Source organism: Martinezella sp. CNPSo 3890 (assembly GCF_057784455.1).
The window spans coordinates 34,160-48,973 of sequence record NZ_JBXSOR010000018.1; the positions used below are offsets into that span (position 1 = coordinate 34,160).

Below are 14,814 nucleotides of genomic sequence, written 5' to 3' on the forward strand. Positions count from 1 at the left end.
ATTATGACAACGTTGCAAAGGCGCTCCAATGAGTAACCAACGCGCGACTTACGATACATTTATCAATCGCGGCGACTGTTTTGATTTCTCGTTGACTTATAGCGGTGATGATGGCCCCACGAATTTGACCGGTTATACGGCAGAGATGGTTGTCGCATGGTCATATCAAATCGGCACTACGACAAAAAAGCAGATTTCCGGATATGTGATCATGGCAGGCGAAATTGCCACACCGGCTAACGGCACGATTGAATTCCACATGACCGCAGCCGAAACCGAAGCTCTTCCGACCACTTGGCAAGGCCGATATCAAGTTCGTCTGGTCGACCCGGCAGGCTGCAAGGAGTCGATTCTTGTCGGTTCCTTGAACATTTTCAGCAATCCATTTGAGGCGGCGTGATGGGCGTTATAGTCAACGTAAAAGAGACGAATGTCGTTGAAGTTCTTGTTCCAGGTCCGCGCGGCCCGCTAGGTCCGAAAGGGGATCCGGGCGCGCCGGGAACAACGGCATGGAGCGGCATAACAGGTAAACCGACGACGGTTGCAGGTTATGGCATCACGGACGCTGAAAAGACCACGAACAAAGGCGTGGCGAATGGTTACGCCTCTCTTGACGCAGGCGGCAAAGTTCCGGCTGTGCAATTACCGTCGTATGTGGATGACGTGCTGGAATATGCCAACTTGGCAGCGTTTCCTGGTACTGGAAGTACCGGTGTCATTTACGTCGCCGATGATACTGGCAAAATTTATCGCTGGTCGGGAAGCGCATATGTCGAAATCTCGCCATCGCCTGGATCAACCGATAGTGTGCCGGAAGGATCGGCAAACCTTTATTTTACGGCGGCGCGTGTTCTCGCGTCCGCGCTTGCCGGCCTGTCGACCGCTACAAACGCGGTTATTACGGCGTCTGATACCGTGCTTTCGGCGCTCGGGAAGTTGCAAAAGCAGATTACCGACTTGACGACGACGGTTGCCGGGAAGCTTGCGCTGACGGGCGGCACGCTGACGGGAAACCTTACTATTTCGGCCGCCGCAGCAAACCTGATCTTGAATAAGGGAACTGCCGGCAATTGGTCTTACATCCGCGGCCAAAATAACGGCGCTATCCGATGGGATTTTATCCTTGCTGACGCAGGGGATAATGCATCGCTGATACGCTACAACAGCGGTGGCACACAGGTTGATATTCCTATAAGTTTCAATTGGTCAACGGGGGTTGCAGCCTTTGCGAGCATCCCCACATTTCCAACTGCAACGGCAGGCGACAATTCCACCAAAGGTGCAACGACCGCATTCGTACAAGGCGAATTTACTGCGCGTGCCGGTGTCAACAATGGTCTTGCTACCTTGGACAGTTCCGGCAAGGTGCTTACGTCGCAACTGCCGCCGCTTGCGATCAATGACGTTTTCACGGTCGCGTCGCAAGCAGCAATGCTTGCATTGACCGCGCAGCGCGGCGACGTTGCAATTCGGACAGACACAACAACAACTTACATTCTGTCAAGCGATAGCCCTTCCACGCTCGCTGACTGGAAACAGATTCTGAATCCAAGCGGTGCAATTTCAACCGTTTTCGGTCGGACCGGCACTGTCGTAGCAACAAACGGCGATTATAATGCCGGCCAGATCACAAACACACCGTCAGGGAATATCGCAGCTACTACCGTCCAGGCTGCCTTGAATGAGCTAGATAGCGAAAAGCAGCCACTGGACGCGGATCTAACAGCGATCGCCGCGCTCGCAACTTCCGCCAACAAGCTACCTTACGCTACGGGTGCCGGAACGTGGGCGCTTGCGGATTTTACCTCATTCGGAAGAACGCTTGCGGCGGCAGCCGACAACGTAGCAGGGCGCGCCGCATTGTCTGCGTTCTCACCGATGTACATTGTTTCCAGCGCCACGCTTGGACCCGGAACGACAACGTATCTCGGCGTCTTGGGCAACAACTCGTCGGCTGCGGGAGGCGGGTTTGTTTGTGAACGAGATGGCATTTTGACTGAGCTTGTCGCTCAGGTTTCGGACGCTCCGGGTGCGTCACAAACTTTTACTTATACGGTGATGGTCAACGGCAGCGCGACGGCATTGACCGGAACTATCTCGGGCGGCAGCTCTTTTTCGATCGATGTAACCGGTAGCGTCAATGTCGCGAAGGGGAACCAGGTTCACGTTCGCGTCGTTACAAGCGCTGGTGCCTTCACAACGTCCCATCGCGGCGTGGTGGTTCTATCCTAACATGCTGTGCAAAGTCTGGACATATTGTTGCGGTATTGATCGAACGGCGTTACGTCAGTTGTGTCTATTAACAAGTGCTGTAACGTGCCAAATCGTCTTAGCGTGTATCATTTGGCTAGCATGGCAGTCGATCTAGGAAACAACACGAGATGACGCCCATGGACCCGAACGCCGAAACCGCAAATCGGTTCAACGAATTGCCGGAACGGACGCAGCAGTTTCTTTCACAGCTTCGCGACGGTGATATTGAGACGATGGAAGAGGGGATGAACCTTGTTCGATCTGTCCGCACCGTCGCGAAGTTCATTCGCTGGCTGGTACTTGGCGGTCTTGCGATCGTGGTTACCGTCACCGCATTGCACGACAACGTCGTGAAAATCATCGGGTGGTTTTCAGCGACTAAGTGACGGTTCATAGAAACAGAAAGGCGTAACCGTTGGCATTTGCGAGCTTTAGCGTATCTTCCACGCGTTCCCGTTCTCTCTCGTCACGTTCTTGCCGGCACTTTGCTAACCAGTAGTCGACCTCGTCTATTTCCTGCAAGCCTCGTTCTCGGGCGCTCGTGTGACCGTCATTGTCACCGTATGACACTTGTTCGATAGTGCTCATATCTGCCGATCCGTAAAACACGTATCTCCATTCATTGCGTTCGATCTTCATATAATCAGCTTCTCCGCTTCCTTGATATACCAGTCTCGATTCAACCGTCTCGGGTCGAAGTCTCGCACGTCGTCGCACACCTGGACGCCGTAGCCGGCTTGAATCGAGATGTTCCGCACCTTGTCGGGGTTCTTCGTTAGGGGAGGGTGCACGGCTCGCATTCCGCGTCCACCATGAGCGATATGATATCGCGTCACCTTCTGCAGGCGCGTACCGTCGTCTAGCTCCAGATGCCCTTTACCCTTAGGTGCTTTCGCCTTCAGCATAAAGTCAAAAGCGTCGTCGTGATCGTGGATGAAATCGCGAACAGATACATTTTGTACCATTTGCATCTCTGCCGCCATGGGGACAATTAGAGCACTCCAATCCTGATGCCATACGAGCGATTCGGAAAGGTTTGTCGGCTTGTCCGTCTTCCATTGATATGCACCCTTACGCTTTTTGACTTTGCCGGCAGCATCCACAGCGATGTAGTTGTTCACGTCGCGAACGATCATTTGCGAATATTCGACGTCTTCAAGCATGAGCTTCGTCATTGCCTGCCACCGGGCGCATAGATCGCGGAACGTCGCGTGATGGCTGTCGGGCACGAGTAGCGTCATGCCGTCGGTGTTGATCTGTACGAGACGGCAGCCGGCATAGGTGATCAACCATTCGGCAAGCATGCAAAGCAAGAGCTGCCCGTTGACGGTGATAGCCATCGTATATTGCGGGTCAAAGAAGCCCTTCGAATGCTCGTTGTTGCTGTCGCCATAGACGCCATTCAAAGCGAGCTTCAGCATGCCGTTCACAGGATCCGATTTGGGAATGCCTTGCCGCCGATCGTAAAGCGCCTTGTAGATTGCGCAGAATGCTGACGACAGATGGTGCGGGAAAAGATCGTTGGCGATGGCGAGATTCGGGTAATAGCTCGATACGTCCAAGTCTATGAGTTTTTCATATTGGTTTGGCGCGACACGCTGCCGATGCACAGACCCGTGGATGCCACCCGCTCCGAAGTCGAATTGAAATCCTCCGAACGTCACCGATAGCGATTCAAGCTCGGGGGGCTTGTTCGTGTTGGTGATGACCGTCCGACGCAGATAATCAAGCGCGCCATTGAATTCAGCCGACTGGAAACCGACGTATGGCAAAATGACGTCGTTAAGCGCGATGCTCGGGCGTTCGGTCCGATTCTGCTTTCCGATCGGCATGCCGAGAGAGCTTTCAAGCTCACGCCGAAAGAATTCCTTGCCTATCTTCGTGTCGTTATAATTGAGACAATCCATCCCCGTTGTTTGGGCAAGATTGTCACGGAAGGTGATCGCCTCCAGGCTATGGATATAAAAGTGCGTCGTCTCTTTGACGTCGTGCATGTTATAACGTAACAAGCTGTCAATCTGTTCCGACGTTAGAATTGTCCCTGGAGGAAATGGCAAGTCGCCGATATTGTCGGCACGCATGTTGAATTCGAGCGCCTTCAGACCTGTCGTCTTCGCCTTGTTGTCGAAATGATGGATGAGCATCAAATCGCCCTGCGGAACGATCACCTCCCAATCGCGCACCGTGTGCTTGTATTTGTCGTTGAAATGCGTGTGATTGATGATCTGGTCGGTTTTCTCCCACGCGTTCTGCGCAAGGAAATAGCCGCATTGTCTCCAGACGGTGACAAGATGATGAATAACCGGGTAGTCATAGAAATAGTTGTTGAAGCCGAATAGCCGGCAGCCGTGGCGCTGGAGATCGAATAGGAATGTGACGAAAGCGCCAGAGTCGTTGCGGCGATCGGAAATCTCGAATTGCCACGATGCGCCCGTGCGGGGGTGAATTATGGTGCACGTGAAGACGTTTGGATAGGATTCGATGTCGAATACGTAGTCTTTCGCCGGGATATCGGACCCGTCGGGGAGCTTCCAGCGAAACGGCTTAGGTTTGGCGATGTCAAGCGGGCTGAAATCTGTCACGATGTCGGATACCCGTATTTATCCGCACCAACGAAATAAAACACCGCCCACGTACCAGCTTCGACTTGAGCACGAGCGATTTCGTCGGTGCTGATCCAAGGAATTTTAACAGCGTTCTTTTCCCACACTGTCGGGTTAAACCGTCGATCCTGCGGGCGAATATAAGTGTCATTTGCATTCATATTTAAAGCCCTCACGGATGAGACGCGGCTGTTGCTCAAAGCCGTAACGTTCGATGTATCTGAAGAATTCGCGGGCGGTCATGCTGCCCTTGAGACCGTTGCATCGGAGACAGCACGGCACGCGATTTTCACGGGTGTTCGGTCCGCCACGAGACAGGGGCGTTTTGTGATCAATCGTGAAATCAAGCCCTTTATGACGGTCGCCACGCTTCGATACGCGGCCCTCATTGAGCGTGCGTTTGCAATAGAAACAGAATGCCATGATGCGCCCCGAAGTGATGGGCGGCTTCGCGCCGCCCGATCGTGTTACGTGCCGGGATAACCGACGCCGCCCATTGCTGGACCGCTGGCAAAGGTCGGGTGCGGTTGAACGTTACCAGGGAATCCAGTCGGTTGTTGCGCGTTCCCACCAGGAAACGCAGCGGGCGCACCGGCCTGCGGGACGTTCCCGGCAGGGGCACCCGGAAAACCCGGCTGACTAGAAGGGAATGCACTCGTCTGTGCAGGAAGGCCATTGTTTGACATGGGCATGCCATTTGCCGGCATACCTGCCGGGACCGATGACGCAGGCATGCCCATGGGTGCACCGTTCGGAGGAAAACCCGGCTGTTGCGCCTGCGGCATGCCTTGTGGTTGACCACCCGGCATCGCGGCGGGATTACCCGCGATCGGCATAGCGGACGCGCCAGGCGGCAACTGTGTCGGAACGGGCGCGTTCGCAAACGCTTCGGCTGCGCTCACACCGCCGCGAATTTCTTCACCATAGGCGATCATCCGCACGAACTGCGGGTTGAGATATATTCCGGCGCGGTCGCCCGCTTCGCCGTTGCCGGCACATGTGAACGAAATATCAACGAAATAGCCGCGCTTCAGTTGATCGGCCGGAATTTCCGCATTCTGCTGATTGGCGCAACGGATGGGGTACAACGACTTGAAATAGAAGACGTAATGACCGCGCGTATGCTCGCTCACCTGTCCCTTGCGGTTTGGCTTGTCGCCGTCCGAAATCTTCCACGAAAAGCCGTCCAGCGCCTGCGGATATTGCGGAAAGTATTGCGCCGCTTGTGCAATCTTCTGTTGTGCAGCACCGTCACGCGCAAATTCCGTGTATGCATGACCGGCAATAGCATGGAAGCCGACGGGCAACCAGGGGTCGTCTTTGCGGTACGCGACACCGATTTCGTATTGCTGTTTATCTTCCGGAATCGGACGACCGTCCATGTCTTCGGTGCGCTTTTCCGTCAACGAGCCGCTAACCCATCGACCGACGGCGGTATTGAGAATTGATGACTGTGGCATTGCTTTACTCTCCTTTGAGCGAATTCAGCTCGTCACGAGTGAGCACGCTTAACGTCGCGCCATTGTCGAGAACGATGCATTTGTTTTCGGGAAGCAGTTCGCGCATGTAATCTTTGACGCGCTTCGCGGTTTCATCCGAAATTCGGTAGGGCGTGTGGATGACGATCACGTCATTTTCGCCGATATCCACCTTGCGAATGTTCTCGATTTTAACGATGTCATCCACGGTGTTACGCCTCCAGAGTTATACGTAGTCTTCGGGTGCCATGCCCAAAGCGATCAGGTAGGTTGAAAGAATGGATTGCTCTTCGGCCCGCTCGTTGGCGTCCTGCTTACGTATCCGGATGATTTTTCGGATGGCTTTCGTGTCGTAGCCGCGCCCCTTGGCTTCGCCATATACGTCTTTGATATCGGCACCGATGGCAGCTTTCTCTTCCTCCAGGCGCTCGACACGTTCGATAAACTGGCGAAGCTCTGCCGCTGCTACGTTCTCGACCGTATCGTTTGGGCGGGGTTTGCCGTCGCTCGTGGGTATTTCAGGGATCATTTTCCGCCTCCATTGAACAACGCCGCGATATCGACGCTATCCGTCTTGACCAGTTCAAAGCCCCGCTCGGGGACGATCGATAAGGAGTGGGTGGCAAACTCCGATGCACCGCGCCGGATCAATTCGGCAGGCGTGCACAAATCAGGTGCCGTATAAGGGTCGACTCCCGTCACCATTTTGATGACCGGGCCGGGAACGTTGAAACGTCGCTTCCCCTTGCTTTTCTGGAGCGTATAGCCGGGAATGATTTCTTTCCGGGCGCGCGCTTCGGCTTCGGCAACGACGGCTTTCCGCCGCGCTTTCATCGTCGCTTCAGCTTCCTCCAGGAAATCAAGCTCGCGTCGCAATTCGTCAGGCGTCATGTCGCGGTGCGACTGTGATTTAACAAGCGAGATCCGCGCATAATTCGTGTGTGCCAGCGCTTCGCATCGTGTCGCGACGGGGCAGTATTCGCACCATGACCCCGGCGTCGCGGAAGGATTCGGCGCATAGGCGGCGCGACCGGCTTCCTTGATATCTTCCACGAGTTGTTCAAGCTCGGGAACGGAAATTACCCATTTGCGATAGGTGCCGTGACGATGAAATGCACGCGGCTGATAAATGCCGAACTGCACAAGACGGAACGTTCCGGGTGCATACTGGCGAATGATTGAGCCGCCATAGATGACGACTTGAGTGTTGTCGCGAACTTCCACGATCTTTCGACCGTATTTCAGATCATCGATATAAAGAGTGTCGCCGTTCGCAAACGTCGCGCTCAAGTCGAGCGTGCCGGCGATGTTCGGATAGTCGCATAGCTGGACAGATTGCTCGCATGTGGTTGTGCCGCCGCGCCGTTTCACCATGTCGACATAGCCTTGAACGTCGACGGCCATTTCGCGCGTGACGCTCCAGCCGTTGGTATGAGGCGTGCCGATCATCGTTGCGCAATTCGGCACTTGCCCCGTCAAGACGAGCTGTGCAACCCACGCCGCACATGTGCCCTCTCGCGCCTCGTCACCTTCCGGTGACTCTGGATAATTTTGCGCCGCCTGCATGAACATTGCGCAATTGGTCCAGCGATGCGAGCTTGACGGGGGAAGCCGGAAGTTCATTTGCTGCACACCCTGCGTTCCATCGCGACGATATCGCGCAAGGTCGACTCGATATTCTTGACGGCGAACTTCGACGCTCCGTTGCGTTCCGCGTCATCGAGAGCGGACCATGTGGCAGCGGACATGTAGCGAGAATATTCGCATTGCGGCGTGACGGGTTGCGTTGCCACCGTGGAAGCCGCGACGAGCATAACTTTAAGCATGATCAATCTCCGTTAGATTTGGCGGGTGCACGCCTCGTTCATTCGTGCACCCGCCTGCGGTCCGCCCTTGGGAGGCTTAGCCGTTGAGTTGTTCCAGGAAGGTTTTGACGGAGCGACGTTTCGCTTCGTCGGTTTCGAGCTGCGATAGTTCGGTAACGCCGGCAGCGGCGTAAATCTGCGCAAGGCTGGCATCCACGGCGGGTTGACCGACGCGGGCAATCGTCGCCTGAAACGCCGCGATCAGATCCGGGTATGTGACCGGTGCGGGCGGGGGCGGCGCGACGGGGGCGGCGGCAGGCATACCCGGCATTGCCATCATAGGAGCACCGGGTAACGCTGCCGGGGCGGCAGGCTGCGCAAAGCTGCCGGTCTGAAGGAACGCCGGCACGGGCGAGGCTTCCTGCGTTACCGGAACGCCGGCAGCGGCTTGCGCAACGGCGGTCGGGGCACCACGGCAACCGGCTTCGTACGCGTCGGCGTCGGCCTTCTGTTGTGCGGTGAGATTCTTGAGACGCCGCCAGGTACCATCCTGATTTTTCGTCATCTTGGCACCGTGAAAACGGGCATCCCAAACGACGCCGTTACTGTCGACCTTCGAGCCGTTCGGGTCGCTCTGAATGCCGCCTTCGTCATCATCCCCACCGGAAACGGCATTTGCCGTCTCAATGAAGCGCTGCACGAGTTGAGCATGTTGCTCGTCTGTTACATCAAGGGTGAGTGTAATTTTCGGCATTGTCTCGTAATACCTTTCGCGTTACGGCGTTGACAATATCTGACACTAAATGTCATCATCCGTTACGTGTCAAGCGGGATAATTTTATAAAATATGTTACGTCCATATCAAAGCGGCATGAAAAATGAAACGTACGAGGCGTGGAGGGCTGGAAAAAAGAATGTCCTAGCCGTCGGTCCTACGGGGATGGGGAAGACGAAATTCACCGCTTCGATTTTCATGGATAATCAAGAGCCTGAGATAGCAATCGCGCACCGACAAGAGCTTGTCGGACAGCTATCGAAAGCTTTGGCGGCGGAAGGTATCTATCACAACATAATTGCGCCCGACCCGGTGATAAAATTTTGCATCAGTCAGCACGTAGAAAAGTTCGGACGCAATTATCATCACCCACGGGCACCGGCACACGTCGGCGGCATAGACACGTTACTTTCGCCTAAGCGTCAAAGTTCGCTGCAACAATTATTCACTGGCATTCGCTTGTGCATGATGGACGAAGCGCATCACGTGCTTGCGAACAATAAATGGGGCAAAGGCTTCGCACTGTTTCCACGGGCGATCGGCCTTGGCGTAACAGCGACGCCACGACGTTGTGACAATCAACCGCTCGGGCGCAAATTCGGCGGTCTGTTTGATCATATGGTGATCGGCCCAACAATGCGGGAACTGATCAATCAAGGCTACCTTTCCGAATACAGGATCTTCGCGCCGCCCGCATCCATCGCCCGTTCTATGCTCAAAATTAGCGAGAGCACTGGCGATTTCACGGAAGCATCCGTTCGTGAGGCGTCGCATAAATCGCAAATCGTCGGCGATATGGTCGACCAATATTCTAAGATTGCCCATGGCAAACGGGCAATCGTATTCGTGGTTGACGTCGAGACGGCTAAAGAGGTTGCCGCTCGATTCATGGCTGCCGGCATTCCCGCCGAAGCCGTTAGCGGCACGACGAACGATACGATACGTCAGAAGGCTGTCGAACGATTTGAGCAAGGCAAGACGCTTGTTCTCGTCAATGTCGGACTATTCGGGGAGGGGTTCGACGTTCCCGCCGTTGAAGTTGTTATCGATGGCGCGCCCACGGAATCCTTTGCAAATTTTGCACAACGTTTCGGGCGCATGTTGCGTCTGTTTGAGGGCAAAACCTACGGGATTTATATCGACCACGTGGGCAACGTTGTCCGTCACGGGTTGCCCGACGCACCGCGTAACTGGACGCTCGATATCGATTATCGCGGCTCAAAGAAGCGCGATCTTGACGAAGGTGTGTTGCCGGTCCGTGCGTGCATTAAATGCTTTAGAGCATACGAGGCCGTCACGAAGAAATGCCCGTATTGCGGCTATGTCGACGTCCCCGCGCCCGGTGTCAGGTCGTCACCCGATACCGTCGACGGTGATCTAACCGAGTTTTCCCCCGAGTTGCTTGCTCGCCTGCGTGGCGAAATGAATGATCACGAGTGGACCAAAAAGCCGCAATCCGCCGCCGACGTCGTGCGACAACGAAACCATGCGGCACGCCTGGAGGCGTTACAGCAGCTTCGCGAGACCATGAACTATTGGGCCGGGATACAAATCTACGGGCTAGGGCGCTCCGAAAGCGAAGCATACCGGCGTTTTTATCACGGCTTCGGTGTGGATGCGATGACGGCACAAACCTTGACGGGTGCCGAGATGACAGCGCTTGCCGGCAAAATTCGCCAAAGCTTCATTTAATGTAACGTTACGTGTTGACATGATCTGACATAATGTGCCATCAAAACGTTACACGATATGTAACGCATGTAACGTAAGGGGGTGGCAAATGTAAAACCGCAGCGCGGGGCGCGCCATCCGTCGCAACAACCGGGCGGACTCGCCGCAAGAGCCGCCCAACTCTAACGGAGGGAATTTGAATGCTTAGCACACAAGATTTTGCCGAAGCCGTAGTTCTCGGATGGAAGCGCATGAAGCCGCGCGCTCAGACGGTCGAGTCGAAGATTTTCTATATTTCACGCGCCGACGCGAAACGTGCTCGCCGCGTGGTTGCATCGAACGCAGTGGCTGGCTTATTTTTCGTCCCGACGATCGAAAGCCGGCAGGTGCAACGCGCCGATTTCCGCGCCGTCGTCAAGCGTGGCGAGAGAACCCGTGTGTTGAACGATCGCAAGAAGCGCGCAGCTCGCAAATCGGAATCGCAGCCGTCAACGCTTCGCATTTCCGCAATGAACGCCGTCTCGCGTCTTTCGTGTGCGGATATCAAGGCTTCCGTCAATGTCTAACGCTCTCGCACGCTGGAGACGTATCGCCACTGAACGCGCGTTGCAGGCGGAAATGGCAACCGTCGAACTTGAGGAAGCTCGGATCTCGGGCGACCCCGATAAGATGGCAATTGCCGATCGCTATTATGTCCAGGCGCACCGGATGCTTGTTGCTGCAAACATCAAACTTGGCGAGTTGTCGCAATGACAATCGGCATTCCCACGTTCGACAGTCTCGCCCACGCGGCAGCGCACGCACCGGAAGGTTACGCACTTTATCACAAGGCGCAAGCGCGGGAATACATCAAAGCGCGTAACGATCTCATTCAATTCATTCGCATGACGGCGCTCCGCTCCGACATCACGGCGGAAATGAAAATCGTCATCATCAATCTCCAGATAGGAAAATTCGCATGACCGAGAAACTTACGTTGGATGACGTGGCGCGGCGGATTGATGAAATCTGCACAACGCATGTCGACGCGGCAACGATCATCAACAAGGGGTTTAAGGACAAGCTGACGGTGCTCGACGCCGACGTCAGGGCTGCCGAGCACCTGAATCGCGACGTTGTTGAAACGATCTGCCTCGAACGCGTCAAGAAGTTGATGACGCAACTCGCGGAAATGGCGGCTTCGTAATGATGTTCGCCGAATGGGCCGCGAAATGGGGCATACCCGCCGCCGCGCTTGAAGAGCTTCGGTCGATCTATATCCCGACGTCGACAGATGCGGGAACGTCCGAAGCATCCACGCAGTCGCGGCTACGAGTCGAAGCTCCGAAACTTGGCGCGGCCCTTTGGCGAAATAATCGCGGTGCACACGAAATGTCTCCGGGGCGATGGGTGCGCTTCGGCCTGGGGAATGACAGTGCGAAGTTGGACGACGAATGGAAGTCGTCAGACCTGATCGGACCAACACCGATCGTCATCACGCCGCGTCACGTCGGTTACACGATGGGGATTTTTACAGCTGTGGAAGTCAAGAAACCCGGCTGGAAGAAACCCGAGAACGACCGCGACAGAGCGCAAGAGGCTTTTCTAGCAACCGTTTGCCAGCTTGGCGGCATCGGCATGTTTGTAACGCATGAGAGGCAATACCGTGACCATCTTACAGCGGTGCGACTAGGATGAAGCTACCCGCAAAAGCTCGTCGGACGATCATCCTTGACGCGGCAATTCGCGTCGCTAACCGCGACGGGCTGTTGCGCGTAACCTGGAATTCGGTTGCCAACGAATGCGAAGCCGAGACAGCGGACCGTACCGTCCGAGCATATTTCCCGCGCTACAGTGAGCTTTGGAACAGCATCATTGCAGATCCGCGCTTTGTCGGCGATCGCATGGGGTATCGGGTATGAGCGATCATCCGCGAGGCGAACAGGCGGCGGCAATCCGCTCTTATCTGATGGATCATCCTAAATCGCGCACAATCGACGTTGCGAAAAAGCTTAAATGCACGAAAGCCGCCGTTTCGATGCAAAAGAAATTACTCGGAATAAAGCCGCCGCGATGGCACGAAGCGCACAAGCGTCGCATGACGCCGCGCGAACTTGACGCAAAGATTTTGTCAACCGTCTACGACTCCGGATTGGTCACGGCGATATTGGATGACGAAGAATGACGGCTTGGTATAACGAAATCGATCCGTTCGCCGCCGACTGGTTAGAAGCGCTGATTTCCCAAGGTCATATTGCGCCAGGCGTGGTTGATAGACGGAGCATAGTTGATGTCAAACCTTCCGAGATTGCAGGATATACTCAGTGCCACTTCTTTGCCGGTATCGGCGTCTGGAGCTACGGGCTTAGGCTTGCCGGCTGGAGTGACGACCGTCCTATTTGGACAGGTTCTTGCCCCTGCCAACCTTTCTCCGCGTCAGGCAAAAGAGGCGGCTTTGATGACGAGCGGCACCTTTGGCCGTCTTGGCAACATCTCATCCACGAGTGCAAACCTTCAAAAATCGTTGGCGAACAAGTTGCGTCAAAAGACGGATATGCTTGGCTCGACCTTGTACAAGCTGACTTGGAAGGAATGGACTACGCCTGCGGGGCGGTCGTTTCCCCTTCTGCGGGCTACGGCGCACCGCACGAAAGACATCGGCAGTTCTTCGGAGCGTACCTCTTGGCCGACACCGACATTTCAAGATTCGGAAGCGGCGGGAGGGAAAGGCTCTCTGGAGCGGGGCAATCGCGGTCATTCGATGACGACAGCCTCTCATTTGGCGTCGTGGGAGTTGCCCACGACGCACGATTATCGCAGCAACAGTGCAAGCGACGAATTTCACTCGAAACGTGCAGCTCACCCCAGGGGCAAACCGTTGAACGAACAAGTTCATCAACTGGCAGCGTGGCCGACTCCAATGGCCGGGACGCCTTCACAGAACGGCAACAACGCGGCGGGGAACAACGACAGTTCGCCTCGAACTGTCGAGTTGTCGACCACGGATCAACCGGCCCGACTAACGGTTTCTGGAGCGATGCTGATTGGCTCTTCTGCCGGGATGAGCGGTGGAGGGCAGTTGAACCCGGCACATTCCCGTTGGCTCATGGGGCTGCCGCCCGAGTGGGACGATTGCGCGGTTATGGCAACGCAATCAACGCGTATCAAACAAAAGCGTTCATCGAAGCCTTTGCCGACTCCATCGATTGTTAAAAGCGAGACGCAAATGAACAATTTCGGCGTAGCCGTGGCGGGCGGTGGCAAGGTTTCGAACGCGCATCACTTCTATCCGACGCCCCCAGAGCCGACTATTGTAATGCTACAACATTACATTGACATCATTCCGGACATTGTGGTTGAACCTGCGTGCGGCAACGGGGCAATGTCAAAAGTCATCGCGCGTCACGGCAAGACTGTCCTGTCGACGGACCTCATTCACAGGGGCTTTGGCCTGGGCGGTATCGACTTTTTAAAAGTGCCGCCTATCCCGGCGTTTCGTCGCATGGCGCTGATCACGAATCCGCCGTTCTTCCTCGCTGCCGAGTTTATCGAGCATGCCCACAAGCTCGGGTTTGCGTTCATGGCGTTCTATCTGAAACAGACGTTTTGGAATGCAGACAAGCGTTACATCTTACATGAGAAATACCCGCCGAAGGCGTGCCATCCGTTAACGTGGCGTGTCGATTTTACCGGTGGAGGCAACGCCACAATGGATTGTCAGTGGTGCGTTTGGGGCGATAACGTGCCATTTTCCAACGCACCGTTACGAAAGCCGGCCATATGAAACACTCGTCACATATCGACACGAAAGAACTCGGTCTTGCCCTTGCGTTTGATACGCGGGTGAAGAAAGGCTTCATTCAGGTTCGCTTTGACACAGGGATTGAAATGCTCGTGCCTGTCGGCCCGATGTTCGATTCCATGCTCTTTCATCTTCAGGAAGCCGATCCTAAGGCGGGAAAAACACTCCGATGACGCGCACGAAATTTAAGAACTTCAAGACAAACAAAGCGGCTCACGCGAACATCGCAAAAACCCCGGCACGTGGCATTCGTTATTGCGTCGAGCTTGGCGCGGCGACGGACAAAGACGGCAACCGGGTGTTTCGTTACTTTCCGACTTTCGTCCCGGCAACCGATGAACAACGGCTGATCGTGGGAAAAGCCGGGTTCCGGTGCACTGATGAAAAATGACGAGCCGTTCCGCCCACACGACGGAAAAGGCTTACCGGTAAGCCGGAACACGAGAGT

22 protein-coding genes are annotated in these 14,814 nt (G+C 55.2%); 13 read left to right on the forward strand and 9 right to left on the reverse strand.

The window, feature by feature from the left end:
* Positions 1-28: 28 nt before the first annotated feature.
* From AC13RC_RS28420 to AC13RC_RS28430, 3 genes are all read left to right on the forward strand, one after another.
* Complete coding sequence (locus AC13RC_RS28420) at positions 29-400, forward strand: hypothetical protein (RefSeq protein ID WP_488559256.1); 372 nt, start codon at positions 29-31, stop codon at positions 398-400.
* Positions 400-2,232, forward strand: a complete 1,833-nt coding sequence (locus tag AC13RC_RS28425; RefSeq protein WP_488559257.1) for a collagen-like triple helix repeat-containing protein — start codon at positions 400-402, stop codon at positions 2,230-2,232. The genes AC13RC_RS28420 and AC13RC_RS28425 overlap by 1 nt, the downstream gene beginning before the upstream one ends.
* A 158-nt stretch (positions 2,233-2,390) precedes the next feature.
* Positions 2,391-2,639: a hypothetical protein gene (locus AC13RC_RS28430; RefSeq protein ID WP_488559258.1), complete on the forward strand. Its 249-nt coding sequence runs from the start codon at positions 2,391-2,393 to the stop codon at positions 2,637-2,639.
* A 4-nt stretch (positions 2,640-2,643) separates the two neighbouring features.
* On the opposite strand, the gene AC13RC_RS28435 is transcribed toward AC13RC_RS28430, so the two are convergent.
* The 9 genes from AC13RC_RS28435 to AC13RC_RS28475 all read right to left on the reverse strand — a co-directional run bounded on the left by AC13RC_RS28435 (position 2,644) and on the right by AC13RC_RS28475 (position 8,893).
* Positions 2,644-2,892 carry a hypothetical protein gene (locus tag AC13RC_RS28435; protein ID WP_488559259.1) on the reverse strand — a complete coding sequence of 83 codons (249 nt, stop codon included), beginning with the start codon at positions 2,890-2,892 and terminating at the stop codon, positions 2,644-2,646.
* The gene (locus AC13RC_RS28440) at positions 2,889-4,436 is read right to left on the reverse strand and encodes a hypothetical protein (protein WP_488559260.1); all 1,548 of its coding nucleotides are present in this window, start codon (positions 4,434-4,436) and stop codon (positions 2,889-2,891) included. Before AC13RC_RS28440 ends, AC13RC_RS28435 begins: the two co-directional genes overlap by 4 nt.
* A 567-nt stretch (positions 4,437-5,003) precedes the next feature.
* Positions 5,004-5,279 (reverse strand): HNH endonuclease, encoded by a 276-nt coding sequence (locus AC13RC_RS28445; protein WP_488559261.1) that lies wholly within the window; start codon positions 5,277-5,279, stop codon positions 5,004-5,006.
* A 44-nt stretch (positions 5,280-5,323) separates the two neighbouring features.
* Positions 5,324-6,316: a hypothetical protein gene (locus AC13RC_RS28450; protein WP_488559262.1), complete on the reverse strand. Its 993-nt coding sequence runs from the start codon at positions 6,314-6,316 to the stop codon at positions 5,324-5,326.
* Positions 6,317-6,320: 4 nt separating this feature from the next.
* Entirely contained in the window at positions 6,321-6,542 is a 222-nt protein-coding gene (locus AC13RC_RS28455; protein WP_488559263.1) for a hypothetical protein, read from the reverse strand.
* Positions 6,543-6,560: 18 nt separating this feature from the next.
* The gene (locus AC13RC_RS28460) at positions 6,561-6,863 is read right to left on the reverse strand and encodes a DUF2312 domain-containing protein (RefSeq protein WP_488559264.1); all 303 of its coding nucleotides are present in this window, start codon (positions 6,861-6,863) and stop codon (positions 6,561-6,563) included.
* The gene (locus tag AC13RC_RS28465) at positions 6,860-7,957 is read right to left on the reverse strand and encodes a DUF2800 domain-containing protein (RefSeq protein ID WP_488559265.1); all 1,098 of its coding nucleotides are present in this window, start codon (positions 7,955-7,957) and stop codon (positions 6,860-6,862) included. The genes AC13RC_RS28460 and AC13RC_RS28465 overlap by 4 nt, the downstream gene beginning before the upstream one ends.
* The gene (locus tag AC13RC_RS28470) at positions 7,954-8,160 is read right to left on the reverse strand and encodes a hypothetical protein (RefSeq protein ID WP_488559266.1); all 207 of its coding nucleotides are present in this window, start codon (positions 8,158-8,160) and stop codon (positions 7,954-7,956) included. The genes AC13RC_RS28465 and AC13RC_RS28470 overlap by 4 nt, the downstream gene beginning before the upstream one ends.
* 76 nt (positions 8,161-8,236) lie before the next feature.
* Entirely contained in the window at positions 8,237-8,893 is a 657-nt protein-coding gene (locus AC13RC_RS28475) for a hypothetical protein (RefSeq protein WP_488559267.1), read from the reverse strand.
* Positions 8,894-8,986: 93 nt separating this feature from the next.
* Here AC13RC_RS28475 and AC13RC_RS28480 point away from each other — a divergent pair, with 93 nt between their 5' ends.
* From AC13RC_RS28480 to AC13RC_RS28525, 10 genes are all read left to right on the forward strand, one after another.
* The gene (locus AC13RC_RS28480; protein ID WP_488559268.1) at positions 8,987-10,606 is read left to right on the forward strand and encodes a DEAD/DEAH box helicase; all 1,620 of its coding nucleotides are present in this window, start codon (positions 8,987-8,989) and stop codon (positions 10,604-10,606) included.
* Between the two features lie 179 nt (positions 10,607-10,785).
* Positions 10,786-11,151 (forward strand): hypothetical protein, encoded by a 366-nt coding sequence (locus tag AC13RC_RS28485; protein ID WP_488559269.1) that lies wholly within the window; start codon positions 10,786-10,788, stop codon positions 11,149-11,151.
* Positions 11,152-11,203: 52 nt separating this feature from the next.
* Positions 11,204-11,338 (forward strand): hypothetical protein, encoded by a 135-nt coding sequence (locus tag AC13RC_RS28490; RefSeq protein ID WP_488559270.1) that lies wholly within the window; start codon positions 11,204-11,206, stop codon positions 11,336-11,338.
* A complete protein-coding gene (locus AC13RC_RS28495) occupies positions 11,335-11,547 on the forward strand; it encodes a hypothetical protein (RefSeq protein ID WP_488559271.1) in 213 nt (70 codons plus the stop codon). Before AC13RC_RS28490 ends, AC13RC_RS28495 begins: the two co-directional genes overlap by 4 nt.
* On the forward strand, positions 11,544-11,771 hold the full coding sequence (locus tag AC13RC_RS28500; protein ID WP_488559272.1) for a hypothetical protein: 228 nt from the start codon (positions 11,544-11,546) through the stop codon (positions 11,769-11,771). The genes AC13RC_RS28495 and AC13RC_RS28500 overlap by 4 nt, the downstream gene beginning before the upstream one ends.
* Complete coding sequence (locus AC13RC_RS28505; protein ID WP_488559273.1) at positions 11,771-12,262, forward strand: hypothetical protein; 492 nt, start codon at positions 11,771-11,773, stop codon at positions 12,260-12,262. The genes AC13RC_RS28500 and AC13RC_RS28505 overlap by 1 nt, the downstream gene beginning before the upstream one ends.
* A gap of 220 nt (positions 12,263-12,482) precedes the next feature.
* Entirely contained in the window at positions 12,483-12,749 is a 267-nt protein-coding gene (locus tag AC13RC_RS28510; protein ID WP_488559274.1) for a hypothetical protein, read from the forward strand.
* Positions 12,746-13,777, forward strand: a complete 1,032-nt coding sequence (locus AC13RC_RS28515; RefSeq protein WP_488559275.1) for a DNA cytosine methyltransferase — start codon at positions 12,746-12,748, stop codon at positions 13,775-13,777. The genes AC13RC_RS28510 and AC13RC_RS28515 overlap by 4 nt, the downstream gene beginning before the upstream one ends.
* 13 nt (positions 13,778-13,790) lie before the next feature.
* Positions 13,791-14,348: a hypothetical protein gene (locus AC13RC_RS28520; protein ID WP_488559276.1), complete on the forward strand. Its 558-nt coding sequence runs from the start codon at positions 13,791-13,793 to the stop codon at positions 14,346-14,348.
* A 187-nt stretch (positions 14,349-14,535) separates the two neighbouring features.
* The gene (locus tag AC13RC_RS28525) at positions 14,536-14,757 is read left to right on the forward strand and encodes a hypothetical protein (RefSeq protein ID WP_488559277.1); all 222 of its coding nucleotides are present in this window, start codon (positions 14,536-14,538) and stop codon (positions 14,755-14,757) included.
* Positions 14,758-14,814: the final 57 nt, after the last annotated feature.